The following is a 16,529-nucleotide window of genomic DNA, read 5'->3' on the forward strand; positions in this document are numbered from 1 at the left end:
TCATCTCAGCCGCGGAGGCGGTCGCCACAGGGCCCGGCCGGTTCCCAGCTTCGCATCGCGCACTCGACTCCGTCGTCATCGAGCGCGGACACCGGCAGGGGTAATTGATCACTCCGGCAGCGCATACCGTCGATAAGGATGGCCACATAACGGCGCCACAGCTCCGCGTCGACATGGCCGGCGAACTCGCTCACCGTGCCGGCCAGCAGCCCGAGGATTGGCATGTCGGTATCGGACAGTTCGGGGCGCAGGCGACCGTCGCTGCGCGCTCGCTCCACGAGTCTCTTCTGAACGGGAATGAGTCGCTCCTGCGCCGCCGTCACACGGTCGCCGCCGTAGGACTTGCTGAAGGCGATCTCCCGCAATCCTCGGTCGGTCGCGGTGATCTCACACATCTGCTCGACGTACCACACGAACCCCTGCCAGGGATCTGGTTGTTGCAGAGCTGATTCCGCCAAGTCCGCCAGCTGGTTCAGGCCGTCTACGAAGATCGCCTCGAGCAGCTCCTCCTTGCTGGCGAACCTCCGATATACGGTGCCCACTCCCACCCCCGCATGGTGTGCGACATCGTTGAGATTGGGCTCCAGGCCCTTGCTGGCAAACAGGTCGCGGGCCGCTTCCAGGATGCGCTTCCTGTTGCGCTCGGCGTCCTTGCGCAACGGGCGGTCCGTCGTCTCACTCACGTTCACCTGCCAAGTGTAATGGGCGCAACATCAAACCGGATTGACTTAATCCGCTTACATAGTTAGCTTAGCTACCTGGAGCGGAGACGGCGACCGGCCTGGTCAACGTCGGGGAAGGCGGACGATGAAAAGGCTGATCAGCCGGGTTTGGCTGCCCGCTTTGATCGTGCTGGCGGTTGTGGCGGGAGCCGTCACCGTCGCACAGCTGCGGACCGTGTTCGGTGCGCATCCGGTCGTGGTGACCGACTTGTCCTCCGATAACGCCGAGGACTTCAATCCGAAGTTCGTGACATACGAGATCTTCGGTTCGGGCACCACTGCCGTCATCAATTACATGGACCTCGAAGGCAAGCCGCAGCGCGTCACCGATGTGGCTTTGCCGTGGACTCTGACCCTGCAGACCACCTTGCCCTCGGTGATGCCCAACATCCTGGCCCAGGGCGACGGCGACAGCATCAGCTGCCGAGTGACCGTCGACGACGAGGTCAAACAGGAAAGGACGGCTACCGGAGTGAACGCCGAAACCTACTGCTTTGTGAAGGCCGCATGAACGCGCCGACGGCCGGAGCGCCGACCGAACCCATTCCGGCCGCGCGTCACGCTGCGCGCCCGGGACTACCCCGATTCATCCGCAAGTTCGCGGTGCCGATCATCTTGGCCTGGATCGCCTTCGTTGCCGTACTGAACATCGTCGTGCCGCAGCTCGAGGAAGTCGGCAAAATGCGTGCGGTGTCGATGAGTCCCAACGACGCACCGTCGATGATCGCCACCAAGCGCGTCGGAAAGGTGTTCGAAGAGTACGACACTTCCAGCTCGGTGATGATCGTGCTCGAAGGCGAAGAGCCGCTGGGCGCCCAAGCACACGAGTTCTATGACCAGATGGTGCGCGATCTGCGGGCCGACACCGCCCACGTGCAGCACGTCCAAGACTTCTGGGGCGACACGCTGACGGCCAAGGGCGCCCAGAGCGCCGACGGCAAGGCCGCCTACGTTCAGGTCTACATCGCCGGCGACCAGGGCGAGACGCTGGCCAACGAGTCGGTGGACGCGGTGCGCCAGATCGCGTCCGAAGGGCCCGCTCCCGCCGGTGTGAAGGCCTACGTGACGGGGCCGGCGGCAACAAGTTCGGACCAGAACCACGTCGGCGACAAGAGCATGGAAACCATCGAGATGCTCACCTTCGCCGTCATCACGGTGATGTTGTTGGGCGTCTACCGATCCATCATCACGACGCTGATCGTGCTGCTGATGGTCGTCTTCGAACTGTCGGCCGCCCGAGGGCTGGTGGCATTCCTGGGATTTCACAACCTGTTCGGCCTGACAACCTTCGCCACCAACATGCTGGTGACGTTGGCCATCGCCGCCTCCACCGATTACGCGATCTTCCTGATCGGTCGATATCAGGAGGCGCGCAAAGCCGGCGAGGACCGAGAAACCGCTTATTACAGCATGTTCCACGGGACCGCCCATGTGGTGTTGGCCTCGGGTCTGACCATTGCCGGGGCCACGTTCTGTCTGCACTTCACCCGGTTGCCGTACTTCCAGACGATGGGTTTCCCGCTGTCGATCGGCATGGTGATCGTGGTCGCCGCGGCGTTAACCCTGGGGCCCGCAGTCATCTCGGTGTGCAGTCGGTTCGGCAAGATTCTGGAACCCAAGCGCGTCACCCGGTCGACCGGGTGGCACCGGGTCGGTACTGCCACCGTCCGCTGGCCCGGAGCGATACTGGTGGCCGCCGTCGCGGCGGCGCTGATCGGCCTGCTCACGCTGCCCGGGTACCACACGAGCTACAACGACCGCATCTACCTACCCGATGACGTCGCGGCGAATGTGGGCTACTCGGCGGCGTTCCGGCACTTCTCCCAGGCGAAGATGAACCCGGACCTGATGATGATCGAAACCGATCGGGATCTGCGTAACCCGGCGGACTTCCTGGTGATAGACAAGATCGCCAAAGCCCTCAAGAACGTGCACGGGATCGCCCAGGTGCAGACCATCACCCGCCCCGACGGGGACCCGATCAAACATTCCACGATCCCGTATACCGTCGGCCAGAGCGGCACAGCCCAGCTGATGAACAACGACTACATGCAGTCCAACCTGGAGAACCTGCTCAAGCAGGCCGATGATCTGCAGGCCAGCATCGACTCGATGACCGAGATGATGAGCATCCAGCAGGACCTGGCCGAAGTGTCGCAGCGGATGGCCGACAAGATGTCCAACACCGCGGTCGACATCGGCGAAATGCGCAACCACATGGCCGATTTCGACGATTTCTTCCGGGTGTTCCGCAACTACTTCTACTGGGAGCCGCACTGCTTCGACATCCCGATCTGCTGGTCGTTGCGGTCGATCTTCGATGCCCTCGACGGCGTGGACACCATGTCCGCCGACTTCGACGAGATCGTGCCCGACATGCAACGCATGGCCGAGCTGATGCCCCGGATGGTCGCGGTGATGCCGGCGCAGATCCAGTCCATGAAGAATCAGAAGCAGACGTTGCTCAACCAGTACCAGGTGCAGAAGGCCCAGCAGGACCAGAACATGGCGATGCAGGAGAACTCCACGGCCATGGGCGAGGCGTTCGACACCGCCAAGAACGACGATTCGTTCTACCTGCCGCCGGAGGCCTTCGACACCGCCGACTTCAAGCGCGGCATCAAGCTGTTCATGTCGCCGGACGGTCATGCGGTGCGATTCACCATCATTCACCAGGGTGATCCGTTGACGCCCGAGGGAATCTCGCGCATCGAGTCGCTCAAGGTCGCGGCGGCCGATGCGATCAAGGGGACACCGTTCGAGGGGGCCAAGATCTACCTCGGCGGCAGCGCGGCGATGTTCTACGACATGCAGCAGGGCGCCAACTACGACCTGCTGATCGTGGCGACGGCCGCACTGATCCTGATCTTCATCATCATGATGGTGCTCACCCGCGCCGTGGTCGCCGCGACGGTGATCGTCGGCACGGTGGTGCTCAGTCTCGGTTCGGCGTTCGGTCTGTCAGTGCTGATCTGGCAACACCTCGTGGGCATCCCGCTGCACTGGATGGTGCTGCCGATGTCGGTCATCGTGCTGCTCGCCGTCGGCGCGGATTACAACCTGCTGCTGGTCTCGCGCATCAAGGAGGAGATCCACGCGGGTCTGCACACCGGGCTGATACGCGCCATGGTCGGCACCGGTGCCGTGGTCACGGCCGCGGGTCTGGTGTTCGCCTTCACCATGGCCTCCATGGCGGTCAGCGCCCTGATCGTGATCGGCCAGGTCGGCACCACCATCGGGCTGGGCCTGCTCTTCGACACCCTGATCGTGCGGTCCCTGATGACACCGTCGGTTGCGACTCTGCTCGGGCGCTGGTTCTGGTGGCCGCAGATCGTGCGTCCACGCCCGGTTCCGCAGCCTTGGCCGCAGCCGATCCAGCGGGAGCCGGAGGAGGCGCTGGTTTAGTTGGCGTGCAGGTCCTCGTTGAGCGCGATGCCCTGACCGTCGCGGGCCACCACCTCGACCGCACCGGTCTGTGAGTTACGGCGGAACAGCAGGTTGTTCCCGCCGGCCAGGTCGCGGGCCTTGGCCGTGCTGCCGTCGGGCAGGGTGACCTTGGTGCCGGCGGTGACATACAGTCCGGCCTCGACCACGCAGTCGTCGCCCAGCGGGATGCCCAGTCCGGCGTTCGCCCCCAGCAGGCAGCGCTTGCCGATCGAAATCACCTGGGTCCCACCGCCGGACAGCGTTCCCATGATCGACGCGCCGCCACCGACATCGGAGCCGTCGCCGACCACCACGCCCGCCGAGATGCGGCCCTCGACCATCGAGGCGCCCAGCGTGCCGGCGTTGAAATTGACGAATCCTTCGTGCATCACCGTGGTACCCGAAGCCAGGTGCGCGCCGAGTCGCACCCGGTCCGCGTCGGCGATGCGCACGCCCGCGGGCAGCACGTAGTCGACCATGCGGGGGAACTTGTCCACCCCATAGACCGTCACCGGGCCGCGCCGGCGCAACCGGGCACGAGTCGACTCGAAGCCCTCGACGGCGCACGGCCCGTAGTTGGTCCACACCACGTTGGTCAGCACCCCGAACAGTCCGCCGGCGTTGAGCCCGTGCGGCACCACCAGCCGGTGCGACAGCAGGTGCAGACGCAGGTAGGCGTCGTAGGCGTCGACGGCGGCGTCGTCCAGCGACCCGATCACGGTGCGCACTGCGACCGTTTCGATGCCGCGGTCCTCGTCGGCACCGAGCAGCCCAGCCAGATCGGCAGGCACCTCGTCAGCGCTAAGGCGAGTGGTTCCGGGCTGGCCCGAGCCACCCAACTCCGGTGCGGGAAACCAGGTGTCGAGTACAGATCCATCTGCGGCCAGCGTCGCTATCCCGACGCCCGAAGCTCCAGTCACGCCGGCCAGGTTACCCGGACGGCTGGACCGATGACGACGCCCCGCTTGCGATCGCCGTTAGGCTGAGGCCGTGCTGGACCTGCGCTCCGACCCGATTGCCCTGACCGCGGCCCTGGTGGACATCCCCAGCGAGTCGCGGCACGAAGCGCAGATCGCCGACCAGGTCGAAGCCGCCCTGCGGGCCCAGACCTCCGGTTTCGAGATCATTCGTGACGGCGACGCGGTGCTGGCCCGCACCCAATTCGGACGCCCGACCCGGGTGCTGCTGGCCGGGCACCTGGACACCGTGCCGGTGGCCGGCAACCTGCCCAGCCGGCGCACCACCACCGGTGGCGAGGGTGACGTGCTGCACGGTTGCGGCACCGTCGACATGAAATCCGGTGTCGCCGTCTTCCTGCACCTGGCTGCCACCATCGTCGAACCTGTACACGATCTGACCTGCGTGTTCTACGACTGCGAGGAGATCGAGGCGGCCGCCAACGGGCTGGGCCGCATCGAACGCAACCTGCCGGACTGGCTGACGGCCGACGTCGCCATCCTCGGCGAGCCCACCGGCGGCTACATCGAGGCCGGCTGCCAGGGCACGCTACGGGTGGTGATCAGCGCGGCGGGCACCCGGGCGCATTCGGCGCGCTCCTGGCTGGGCGACAACGCCATCCACAAACTGGGGGCGGTACTGAATCGACTGGCCGCCTACCAACCGCGCAGTGTCGACATCGACGGCTGCGTCTACCGCGAGGGACTGTCCGCGGTGCGCATCGACGGCGGGGTGGCCGGCAACGTCATCCCCGATGCCGCGAGCGTGACCGTGAACTTCCGCTTCGCCCCGGACCGCACGCCCCACGAGGCGCTGATCCACGTGCAGGAGGTGTTCGACGGCCTGCACGTCGTGATCGAGCAGACCGACTCCGCCGCCGGCGCCCTGCCGGGACTGACCGCGCCCGCCGCCGCCGCGCTGGTGGCCGCCGCCGGCGGTCAGGTGCGGGCCAAGTACGGCTGGACCGACGTGTCGCGGTTCGCCGCCCGCGGCATCCCCGCGGTCAACTACGGGCCGGGCGATCCCAACCTCGCTCACACCGTCGACGAGCGGGTGCCGGTCGAGCAGATCAGCACGGTGGCCGCGCTGCTGCGCGGTTACCTCAGCCCTTAACCCGGTCCAGCGCGGCCCGGCCGAACGCGCAGTCGACCTCCGCGCACAGCCGGCCCAACGGCTCGACGGCCCGGGCGTCGCCCAGCTGGGCGGCCACGTACCAGGCCTGCAGCGCCACCGCCGACTGCCCGGTGCGTTCGGCCATCCGGGCGGCATCCCGGGCAGCGGCGATCGCGCCGTGCTGATCGCGCATGCCGGCCCGCTGCCAGGCCCGCGCCACTCCCAACTCCGGAGCGAACAGCGCCGATTTGGTGCCGTGCCGGGATTCGGCCCGGCTCAACGCTTTTGCCGCGCCGGCGATGTCGGATTGGCGGGCCAGCGCGGTGGCCAGCAGCGTCAGCGACAGCGGGCCCCAGGAGTAGCCGGTGCGCTCCAGAGTGGCCGCCGACGGTGCCAACAGCTTGGTCGCGGCGTCGAACTCTTCGGCGGCGATCAGCACCTTCGCCACCAGCACCTCGCCGATCGCCCGGCCGGGCTGGGACAGCTCGGCGAAATCGGTGAACTGCCAGGCCAACTCGCGGGCCTGCTCGAGTCGGTCGGCCATCAGCAGTGCGGTGATCTCGGCGAGCCCGACGGTGAATCGCAGCACCCCGGGATGTTCGGCGTCCAGCGCACGGCGTGCCAGGGGAGCGACGTCGTCGAAGCGGCCGGCCCGCGCCGCGCACAGCGCCGCGGCGCTGCCCGCCCAGGCCACCGCCATGTCGTCGGCGGCCGGGTCCGCCAGGACCGCGGTGGCGGCCTGCATGGCACGGCCGATGTTGCCGGCATTCATCGCGAAGGTGGCGCCGAGTGCGTCCAGGGTGATGCGCGGCGCCAGGCCCTCAACCCGGCCGCGCGTGGCGGCCAGGAAAGCGGCGGCGCGTTCGGGCTCGCCGAGCATGAAGAACTGATTGGCGGCCCGCGGCAGTGCCCAGGCCATCAACTCCGGCTCACTGAGCCCGGCCGGGTCGACCGCGGCCAGCACCGCGTCGGCGTCACGCCCGCGACCCTGCCACCCGAGTGCGTGCGCCAGCGCCAGCCGGGCCGGCAATTCGTCCGCCCGATCCAGGGCGTTGCGGGCCAGCCGCTCACCCAGCTGCAGATCGCCCAGCCGCAGCGCCTGCTGGGCCGCGTCCACCACGTCCGCGGCGGGCTGCGGGGCGTCGCTGTCGGCGGCCAATGCCGCCAGCCGCAGCTGCTCGCCGACGTGTGCGCACGGCCGGGTCGCCAGCACCCGCACCACCTCGGTGCGCCGAGCGCGGGCGCCGACCACCCCCAGCGCGCCGCGAGCCCGCTCGGCGAACAGCGGGTGAGCCGTGTAGACGACGGGGTCCGGTTCGCGGCCGCCGCGAGCGCGGGTCTCCACCGCGCCCAGCTCCTCGGCCCGCCGGACCGCGTCGGCGCTGGTCAGGTCGATTAGGTCGACCAGCGCCAGCGGTTCGAAGACGGCCAGGTAGTCCAGCGCCGAACGCGCGTCGGCCGGCAAGCCCGCCACGAAGGCGTCCACGTCACGATCGGCCTCACCCGCTTCGTCGGAGGCGGTGATGTCGATGCGGGTCAGCAGATCGTCGCCCCACAGCGCGGTGATCGGCGGCGGGGGAGCAGGGGAGCAGTCGGCGCGGCCGGTGGCGATCACTCGGGCCGTCCCGGTCAGCGCCAACTGGTAGACCAGCGTCGCCGACAAGATGTCGAGGAGATGGGCGTCGTCGACCACCAGCAGCAGATCGCCCGCCGCATCAACCAACGATGCGCGCGCCGCCCGCAGCAGCGCGGCGGGCTTACCGATGTCGGCCACCGCGATCAGATGGCTGAAGGCGCCGAACGGCACGTCGCGCTCGGCGGGAGTGCCGATCACCCAGCACACTCGGGTCCCGGGGTGGCGGTCGGCGTGGTCTTCAGCGGCCAACCGGGCCAGGGTGGACTTGCCGCACCCGTCGGGACCGAGCACCACCGCGCCGGCCCGGGGCGCGTCGGGGTCGAGCGCTGCGGTGAGCTGATGCAACGCCGCCGAATGCTCGGGGACGTTCCACCGGATCGGCATCGCCGAGAGTTTACGGTCTGAGCCAACGGCCCGATAGCCTTTCGGTGTGCGGTCGAGCGAATGGGCGGTCTGTGTCTACTGCGCGTCGGGTCCCACCGATCCGGGACTGTTGGCGCTGGCCGCCAAGGTCGGTGCGGCGATCGCCGAGCGGGGTTGGACGTTGGTGTGGGGAGGCGGCAACGTCTCGGCGATGGGTGCGCTCGCCGTGGCCGCCCGCGAGCGGGGCGGGCACACCGTCGGGGTGATCCCCAAAGCGCTGCTGCACCGCGAGGTGGCCGATGTCGACGCCGACGAGCTGATCGTCACCGACACCATGCGGGAGCGAAAGCAGGTGATGGATGACCGCGCCGACGCGTTCCTGACCCTGCCCGGCGGTATCGGCACGCTCGAAGAGCTGTTCGAGACATGGACCGCCGGGTATCTGGGCATGCACGACAAAGAGGTGGTGCTGCTGGACCCCGACGGCCACTACGAGGGGCTGTGGACGTGGCTGTCGGGGCTGATCGACACCGGGTTCGTGTCCCGCCGTGCGATGGATCGCCTGCTGGTGTTCGGCGAGATGGAGGCGGCACTGGACGCCTGTTCACCCGGTACCGCCGGTACCGGTTAAGCTCTCGATTTTCGGCGAAATGAGGCGATAACGTGTCCGACCACGACTCCGGCACCGTCACCCAGGTGGGACTGGTCGACATTCTGGCCCGTACGCCACGGCTGTTGGCCGACGCGCCGACCATCCTGCGCGGGCTGTGGACCGGGCTGCGGGCCCGCCCCACCTCCAAGGCCTCGATCGGCAAGGTCTTCCAGGACCGCGCGGCCCAAGTCGGTGACCGGGTCTTCATCCGGTTCGGTGAGCAGCAACTGACCTACCGCGAAGCCAACGAGACCGTCAATCGCTACGCCGCCGTGCTGGCCGCGCGCGGCGTCGGCCACGGCGATGTCGTCGGGATCATGCTGCGCAACTCCCCGGACGCGGTGTTGATGATGCTGGCCGTCGCCAAATGCGGTGGGGTCGCCGGCATGCTCAACTACCACCAGCGCGGCGACGTGCTGGCCCACAGCCTGGGCGTGCTGAACGCCACCCTGCTGGTCGCGGAGTCCGACCTGGTCGATGCCGTCAAGGAATGCGGTTGCACCGACGTGCCGGTGACCATCGAGGAGTTCCGGCGACTGGCCGCCACCGCACCGGCCGGCAACCCCGCCTCGGTCAACGCGGTCCTGGCCAAGGACACCGCGTTCTACATCTTCACCTCCGGCACCACCGGCTACCCCAAAGCCAGCGTGATGACGCACTACCGGTGGCTGCGCGCGCTGGCGACCTTCGGGGGCGTCGGGCTGCGGCTGCGCGGCAGCGACACGCTGTACTGCTGCCTGCCGCTGTATCACAACAATGCGCTGACGGTCGCGGTGTCGTCGGTGCTCAACGCCGGTGCCACGCTGGCCCTGGGCCGCTCCTTCTCGGCGTCGCGGTTCTGGGACGAGGTGATCGCCGCGGACGCCACGGCGTTCGTCTACATCGGCGAGCTCTGCCGGTACCTGCTCAACCAGCCCGCCAAGGCCACCGATCGGGCGCACAAGGTGCGGGTGATCGCCGGCAACGGGCTGCGGCCGGAGATCTGGGACGAGTTCACCCAGCGGTTCGGGATCAAGCGGGTCTGCGAGTTCTACGCCGCCAGCGAGAGCAACAGCGCCTTCCTCAACGTGTTCAACGTGCCGCGCAGCACCGGCGTCTACCCGCTGCCGCTGGCCTACGTGCAGTACGACCCCGACACCGGCCTGCCGCTGCGCGGCGACGACGGGTGGGTGCAGCGGGTGCCTGCCGGCCAGCCCGGGTTGTTGCTGAGCCCGGTGAACCGGTTCTCCCCGTTCGACGGCTACACCGACCCGGAGGCCAACGAGAAGAAGCTGGTGCGCAACGCGTTTCGGGACGGCGACTGCTGGTTCAACACCGGTGACCTGATGCGCCCACAGGGCATGGGCCACGCCGCCTTCGTCGACCGGCTCGGGGACACCTTCCGGTGGAAGGGCGAGAACGTGGCTACGACGCAGGTCGAGGCCGCCTTGGGCGCCGACGAGTCGGTCGAGGAGTGCGCCGTCTACGGCGTGGAGGTGCCCGGTACCGGTGGCCGTGCCGGGATGGCCGCGGTCAAACTGCGTGACGGCGCGACGTTCGACGGGCCCGGGCTGGCCGCCGTGGTCAATGACCAGCTGCCGTCCTATGCGGTGCCGCTGTTCGTGCGGGTGGTGGCGTCGATGGCCCACACCACCACGTTCAAGAGTCGCAAGGTGGAGCTGCGTGAGCAGGGCTACGGCGGCGGGGGTGCCGTCATCGAGGACCCGCTGTACGTGCTGGCCGGCCGGGGCGAGGGCTACGTGCCCTACTACGCGGACTATCCGGCCGAAGTAGCCGCGGGCAAGCGTCCGCAGGGCTGACCTTTCTGCTTGTGCACCGAAACCGACGTTTTGCAGGCCGCTACTCGGACTTTCTCTGCGAAACGTCGGTTTCGGCGGGTCAGGGCTGACGATCGCGGTCGCACATCCACCAGGCACCATAGAGCGGTGCAGTCCCATTTCTGCGGTCGCCCGGTGGCGGCTGATCGAGCGCTGATCATGGCGATCGTCAACCGCACCCCGGACTCGTTCTACGACGCGGGCGCCACGTTCACCGACGAGGCGGCCAAGTCCGCCGTGCACCGCGCAGTGGCCGACGGCGCCGATGTCATCGACGTCGGCGGAGTCAAGGCGGGGCCGGGGGACGCCGTCGACGCCGACACCGAGACCGCACGGGTGGTGCCGTTCATCGAATGGCTGCGCAGCGCCTACCCCGACCAGCTGATCAGCGTGGACACCTGGCGGGCCGAGGTGGCCAAACGCGCCTGCGCGGCAGGTGCCGACCTGATCAACGACACCTGGGCCGGGATCGACCCGGAGCTGCCGGCCGTGGCCGCCGAGTTCGGGGCAGGGCTGGTGTGCTCGCACACCGGAGGGGCGAAGCCGCGCACCCGCCCATTCCGGGTGAGCTACGGCACCAGCGTCGACGGAGTGGTGAAAGCGGTGATCAGCGAGGTCACCGCGGCCGCCGAGCGGGCAGTGGCGGCCGGCGTGGGCCGGGATCGGGTGCTGATCGATCCCACCCATGATTTCGGCAAGAACACCTTCCACGGGCTAGCGTTGTTGCGACACACGGAGGACCTGGTCGGTACCGGATGGCCGGTGCTGATGGCGCTCTCCAACAAAGACTTCATCGGGGAGACTCTTGGAGTGGGCCTCACCGAACGACTGGATGGAACATTGGCGGCCACCGCGTTGGCGGCGGCCGCCGGAGCCCGGATGTTTCGGGTTCACGAGGTCGGGCCGACCCGGCGCGTACTGGAGATGGTGGCATCGATCCAGGGCGTGCGGGCCCCGACCCGCACAGTGAGGGGATTGGCATGACCGACCTGGTCTCGGCGCCGGGCGATACCCGGCTGTCCGGGCGCACCTGGACCCGGCCGCAGTGGACGGTGGCCGAGCTGCTGGCGGCCAAGGCCAAGACCGGTCGCAGCGTCTCGGTGGTGCTGCCCGCTTTGAACGAACAGGCGACCATCGAGTCGGTGATCGACAGCATCACGCCGCTGGTCGACAACCTGGTCGACGAGCTGATCGTGCTGGACTCCGGCTCCACCGACGACACCGAGATCCGCTCCATCGCCGCCGGCGCGCGTGTCGTCAGCCGTGAACAGGCCGTCCCAGAGGTTGCAACGCAGCCCGGTAAGGGCGAAGCCCTGTGGCGGTCGCTGGCGGCCACCAGCGGCGACATCGTGGTGTTCATCGACTCCGACCTGATCGAGCCCGATCCGATGTTCGTGCCGAACCTGGTGGGGCCCCTGCTCACCGGAGACGGCGTCCACCTCGTCAAAGGTTTCTACCGGCGGCCGCTGAAGGTCAACGGCACCGAGGAACCCACCGGCGGCGGCCGGGTCACCGAGCTGGTGGCCCGACCGCTGTTGACCGCGCTGCGCCCCGATCTGGGTGCGGTGATCCAGCCGTTGGGCGGTGAGTACGCGGGCAGTCGTGAGCTGTTGGCGTCGGTTCCGTTCGCGCCCGGCTACGGGGTGGAGATCGGGCTGTTGATCGACACCTACGACCGGTTGGGGCTGGAGGCGATCGCCCAGGTCAACCTGGGTGTGCGCGCCCATCGCAATCGCCCGCTGTCGGAGTTGGCCGTGATGAGCCGCCAAGTCGTCGCGACGCTGCTGTCGCGGTGCGGTGTCCCGGATTCCGGGGTGGGCCTCACCCAGTTCGTAGCCGACGGCCCGGACGGAATGGACTATCTGCCGCGCACCACGCCGTTGTCGCTGGTCGACCGGCCGCCGATGAACACCTTGCGTCAGCGCTGATCCCGTCGGCACCGCCCCTCGTGTCGGTGCGATGAGGCACTATCGATGCCGTGACACTGGTGTTGCTGTACCTCGTTGTCCTTGTGCTCACCGCGTTGCTGCTGTTCGGGGTGGCCAGCACGCTGTTCGGCCGGGGTGAGCAGTTGCCGCCGCTGCCTCGGGCCACGACGGCGACCATGCTGCCGGCTTCCGGCGTCACCGGTGCCGATGTCGACGCGGTCAAGTTCTCCCAGGTGCTGCGCGGCTACAACACCGGTGAGGTCGACTGGGTGCTGGAGCGCCTCGGTGCCGAGCTTGACCAGCTCCGCGGCCAGCTCGCCGCGGCGAATGCGGCCGCCGCATCCGCGCCGGAGTCGCGGTGAGCAGCGCGCCCGACGACGGCCAGATCCGGTGCGGTTGGGTCGACAGCGCCTCGGTGCTCTACCGCGACTACCACGACCAGGAGTGGGGCCGTCCGGTGCGGGACCCGGCGGCACTGTTCGAGCGGGTCAGCCTGGAAGCCTTCCAGAGCGGGCTGTCGTGGCTGGTGATCCTGCGTAAGCGGGAGAATTTCCGGCGGGCGTTCGCCGGTTTCGACGTCGAAACCGTCGCGCGTTTCACCGACGCCGACGTGGCACGGCTGATGGACGACGCCGGCATCGTGCGCAACCGAGTCAAAATCGAGGCCACGATCGCCAACGCCCGGGCAACCATTGACCTCGGGGCCACCGATTTGGCGGACCTGTTGTGGTCATTCGCCCCGCCGCGGCGTCCGCGCCCGGCGGACCTCTCGGCAATTCCAGCCGTCACGCCGGAATCGACGGCGATGGCGCGCGAATTGAAGCGTCGCGGGTTCCGATTCGTCGGGCCCACCACCGCGTACGCGTTGATGCAGGCCACGGGCATGGTGGACGACCACGTCCAGGCATGTTGGGTGCCACCGGTAACCGCCTAGATCCACTAAAATGCACTACGGAATCGGGTCTTGTGCACGCGCCGTCTCCGATAGGGGAGAATGGCAGAGTGAATTTGCAGTTCGAAGCCGGACGCTGCGACTGCCGTGCACACCCGGCGCAGATCATGGGCACGGCCTGCGGGCTGGTACCTGGAGGGAGCACTCGATGGCGGCGATGAAGCCCCGGACCGGCGACGGTCCGTTGGAAGCGACCAAAGAGGGGCGAGGCATCGTAATGCGCGTACCGCTTGAGGGCGGTGGACGACTGGTCGTCGAGTTGACTCCGGATGAGGCCGCCGCGCTCGGCGACGAACTCAAAGCCGTCACCAGCGGCTAAGGCGATCGCAAGCGCGGCGGAGCCGGGCGAAGCGGGTCGCCGTTAGGACCGAGGCGTGACGGTCGGGGGCTAGCGGCCCGCCTGCCGGTAGACCGCCAAGGTCTGCTCGGCCACCCGCGCCCAGGAGAACACCTCCTCGCAGCGACGCCTGCCGGCGTCGCCGTAGCGCTGCGCACGGGCCGGGTCGGCGATCAACGCGTTGACCGCTTCGGCGAGTGCGGCGTGATAGCCGTCCGGATCGGCGGCGTCGTAGTGGACCAGGGTCCCGGTCTCACCGTCGGTGACCACCTCCGGGATGCCCCCGACATCGGAGGCGACCACCGCGGTGCCACAGGCCATCGCCTCCAGATTGACGATGCCCAACGGCTCGTAGACCGACGGGCATACAAAAACCGTTGCCGCCGACAATAATTCGCGGATCTGCCGGGCGGGCAGGGTTTCCTGTATCCAGAACACCCCGCTGCGGGTGGCCGCCAGGTCGGCGACGGCGGCACCGACCTCATCGGCGATCTCCGGTGTGTCCGGAGCGCCCGCACACAACACCAATTGCACCTCCGGGTGGAACCGGTGGGCGGCGGCCACCAGATGGGCCACCCCCTTCTGCCGGGTGATCCGCCCCACGAAGGCCACCATCGGCCGGTCCGGGTCGACACCGAGTTCGGCGGGCATCGAGTCCGGCCCGGTCGGCTGCGGACGCCAGACGTCGGTGTCGATGCCGCTGTAGATCACGTGCACGCGGTCCGGGCGCAGGTCCGGGTAGACCCGCAGCAGGTCGTCGCGCATGGCCGAGCTGACCGCGATGACCGCGTCGGCGGCGATCGTCCCCTCTTTTTCGGCCCAGGACGACACCCGGTAGCCGCCGCCCAGCTGTTCGGCCTTCCAGGGGCGCAGCGGCTCCAGCGAATGCGCGGTCAGCACATGCGGGATGTCGTACAGCAGCGCCGCCAGCCGGCCGGCCAGGGCGGTGTACCAGGTGTGGGAGTGCGCGACATCGGCTGTGCTGACGGCGTCGACCATCGTCAGGTCGGCCGAGAGGGTGCCGAGCGCCGGATTGGCGTCCCGCAGCGCCGGATCGGGCTGATGCGCGTGCGCGCCCGGGCGGGGTGCGCCCATGCAGTGCACGTCGACGTGGCATAACCGCCGCAGCGCCTCGACCAGGTTGGTGACATGGACACCCGCACCGCCGTAAATCTCCGGAGGGTATTCCCGAGTCAGCATCGCCACCCGCATAACCGGCACGGTAGCGGGCGCAGATCGCCGGCCGCACAGCGGATCGACCGACGATTTGTCGCCGGTCTTTTGTAAAGAACCGTCGTCAATCGTGCGGTCAACCTGGCAGGGCTTCGAAGTGGCCGATAGGTTTGTGGCCATGAGGGAAGCGCCGCATGTGCTGGGCATCGTCCTGGCCGGTGGGGAGGGCAAGCGGCTGCACCCGCTGACCGCGGACCGGGCCAAGCCGGCGGTCCCTTTCGGGGGTGCCTACCGGTTGATCGACTTCGTGCTGTCGAATCTGGTTAATGCGCGCTACCTGCGGATCTGCGTTCTGACGCAGTACAAGTCGCATTCGCTGGACCGGCACATCTCGCAGAACTGGCGGCTGAGCGGCCTGGCGGGGGAGTACATCACCCCGGTGCCGGCGCAGCAGCGCCTCGGCCCGCGCTGGTACACCGGGTCCGCCGACGCCATCTACCAGTCGCTGAACCTGATCTTCGACGAAGACCCGGACTACATCGTGGTCTTCGGCGCCGACCACGTGTACCGGATGGACCCCGAACAGATGGTGCGCTTCCACATCGCCAGCGGCGCCGGGGCCACGGTCGCGGGGGTTCGGGTGCCGCGCGCGGAAGCATCCTCGTTCGGTTGCATCGACGCCGACGAGTCCGGCCGGATCCGCGGCTTCCTGGAGAAGCCGGCGAACCCGCCTGGCACGCCCGATGATCCGCTCAGCACGTATGTGTCGATGGGCAATTACGTCTTCACCACCAAGGTGCTGATCGACGCGATCCGCGCCGACGCCGACGATGATCACTCCGACCACGACATGGGCGGCGACATCATGCCGCGCCTGGTGGGCGACGGCATGGCCGCGGTCTACGACTTCTCCGACAACGAGGTGCCCGGCGCCACCGAGCGCGACCGCGGCTACTGGCGTGACGTCGGAACCCTGGACGCGTTCTACGACGCGCACATGGACTTGGTGTCCGCGCACCCGGTGTTCAACCTGTACAACAACCGCTGGCCGATTCACGGTGCGACCGAGAACCTGGCGCCGGCGAAGTTCGTCAACGGGGGCTCGGCGCAGGAGTCGGTGGTCGGCGCCGGCAGTGTCATCTCGGCGGGCTCGGTGCGCAACTCGGTGCTGTCGTCGAATGTGGTGATCGACGACGGCGCGATCGTGGAGGACAGCGTGATCATGCCCGGGGCCCGGGTGGGGCGCGGTGCGGTGGTGCGCCACGCGATCCTCGACAAGAACGTCGTGGTCGGCCCCGGCGAGATGATCGGTGTCGACTTGGAGAAGGACCGGGAACGGTTCTCCATCAGCGCCGGCGGCGTGGTCGCCGTCGGCAAGGGCGTCTGGATCTAGCGGGTCGGCGCCATCTCGCCGAGCGTGAAGCCGGCGTCACGCTCAGGCAGGATGTTGCCG

The 16,529-nt window shown here is 68.3% G+C and carries 15 protein-coding genes; 11 read left to right on the forward strand and 4 right to left on the reverse strand.

Going from position 1 to position 16,529, the window contains the following annotated elements:
• Positions 1–5 precede the first annotated feature (5 nt).
• Entirely contained in the window at positions 6–683 is a 678-nt protein-coding gene (locus ACJH71_RS15075) for a TetR/AcrR family transcriptional regulator (RefSeq protein WP_406758858.1), read from the reverse strand.
• Between the two features lie 124 nt (positions 684–807).
• On the opposite strand from ACJH71_RS15075, the gene ACJH71_RS15080 reads away from it, so the two are divergent.
• A complete protein-coding gene (locus tag ACJH71_RS15080) occupies positions 808–1,233 on the forward strand; it encodes an MmpS family transport accessory protein (protein WP_406758805.1) in 426 nt (141 codons plus the stop codon).
• Positions 1,230–4,127: an RND family transporter gene (locus ACJH71_RS15085; RefSeq protein ID WP_406758806.1), complete on the forward strand. Its 2,898-nt coding sequence runs from the start codon at positions 1,230–1,232 to the stop codon at positions 4,125–4,127. Before ACJH71_RS15080 ends, ACJH71_RS15085 begins: the two co-directional genes overlap by 4 nt.
• Here ACJH71_RS15085 and dapD read toward each other — a convergent pair.
• Complete coding sequence (gene dapD, locus ACJH71_RS15090; RefSeq protein WP_406758859.1) at positions 4,124–5,077, reverse strand: 2,3,4,5-tetrahydropyridine-2,6-dicarboxylate N-succinyltransferase; 954 nt, start codon at positions 5,075–5,077, stop codon at positions 4,124–4,126. The genes ACJH71_RS15085 and dapD overlap by 4 nt on opposite strands.
• 61 nt (positions 5,078–5,138) lie before the next feature.
• Here dapD and dapE point away from each other — a divergent pair, with 61 nt between their 5' ends.
• Entirely contained in the window at positions 5,139–6,218 is a 1,080-nt protein-coding gene (gene dapE, locus ACJH71_RS15095; protein ID WP_406758807.1) for a succinyl-diaminopimelate desuccinylase, read from the forward strand.
• On the opposite strand, the gene ACJH71_RS15100 is transcribed toward dapE, so the two are convergent.
• Positions 6,208–8,238 (reverse strand): AAA family ATPase, encoded by a 2,031-nt coding sequence (locus ACJH71_RS15100; RefSeq protein WP_406758808.1) that lies wholly within the window; start codon positions 8,236–8,238, stop codon positions 6,208–6,210. The genes dapE and ACJH71_RS15100 overlap by 11 nt on opposite strands.
• Before the next feature lie 46 nt (positions 8,239–8,284).
• Between ACJH71_RS15100 and ACJH71_RS15105 the strand changes: the two genes are divergently transcribed.
• From ACJH71_RS15105 to ACJH71_RS15135, 7 genes are all read left to right on the forward strand, one after another.
• Positions 8,285–8,848: a TIGR00730 family Rossman fold protein gene (locus ACJH71_RS15105; RefSeq protein WP_406758809.1), complete on the forward strand. Its 564-nt coding sequence runs from the start codon at positions 8,285–8,287 to the stop codon at positions 8,846–8,848.
• A 32-nt stretch (positions 8,849–8,880) separates the two neighbouring features.
• Entirely contained in the window at positions 8,881–10,668 is a 1,788-nt protein-coding gene (gene fadD6 / locus ACJH71_RS15110; protein WP_406758810.1) for a long-chain-acyl-CoA synthetase FadD6, read from the forward strand.
• A gap of 177 nt (positions 10,669–10,845) precedes the next feature.
• On the forward strand, positions 10,846–11,670 hold the full coding sequence (gene folP / locus ACJH71_RS15115; protein ID WP_406758860.1) for a dihydropteroate synthase: 825 nt from the start codon (positions 10,846–10,848) through the stop codon (positions 11,668–11,670).
• Positions 11,667–12,614: a glucosyl-3-phosphoglycerate synthase gene (locus tag ACJH71_RS15120; protein WP_406758811.1), complete on the forward strand. Its 948-nt coding sequence runs from the start codon at positions 11,667–11,669 to the stop codon at positions 12,612–12,614. The genes folP and ACJH71_RS15120 overlap by 4 nt, the downstream gene beginning before the upstream one ends.
• Positions 12,615–12,664: 50 nt before the next feature.
• Entirely contained in the window at positions 12,665–12,976 is a 312-nt protein-coding gene (locus ACJH71_RS15125; protein ID WP_406758812.1) for a DivIVA domain-containing protein, read from the forward strand.
• A complete protein-coding gene (locus ACJH71_RS15130) occupies positions 12,973–13,548 on the forward strand; it encodes a DNA-3-methyladenine glycosylase I (RefSeq protein WP_406758813.1) in 576 nt (191 codons plus the stop codon). The genes ACJH71_RS15125 and ACJH71_RS15130 overlap by 4 nt, the downstream gene beginning before the upstream one ends.
• A 166-nt stretch (positions 13,549–13,714) precedes the next feature.
• Positions 13,715–13,885: a DUF3117 domain-containing protein gene (locus ACJH71_RS15135; protein ID WP_064998965.1), complete on the forward strand. Its 171-nt coding sequence runs from the start codon at positions 13,715–13,717 to the stop codon at positions 13,883–13,885.
• Positions 13,886–13,954: 69 nt separating this feature from the next.
• On the opposite strand, the gene glgA is transcribed toward ACJH71_RS15135, so the two are convergent.
• Positions 13,955–15,115, reverse strand: coding sequence for a glycogen synthase (gene glgA, locus ACJH71_RS15140; RefSeq protein ID WP_406758814.1), 1,161 nt, complete (start codon positions 15,113–15,115; stop codon positions 13,955–13,957).
• Positions 15,116–15,254: 139 nt separating this feature from the next.
• Between glgA and glgC the strand changes: the two genes are divergently transcribed.
• Positions 15,255–16,469, forward strand: a complete 1,215-nt coding sequence (gene glgC / locus ACJH71_RS15145; protein WP_406758815.1) for a glucose-1-phosphate adenylyltransferase — start codon at positions 15,255–15,257, stop codon at positions 16,467–16,469.
• Positions 16,470–16,529 lie beyond the last annotated feature (60 nt).

Origin of the sequence: Mycobacterium sp. SMC-15 (genome assembly GCF_045310925.1) — a bacterium.
GTDB lineage: Bacteria > Actinomycetota > Actinomycetes > Mycobacteriales > Mycobacteriaceae > Mycobacterium.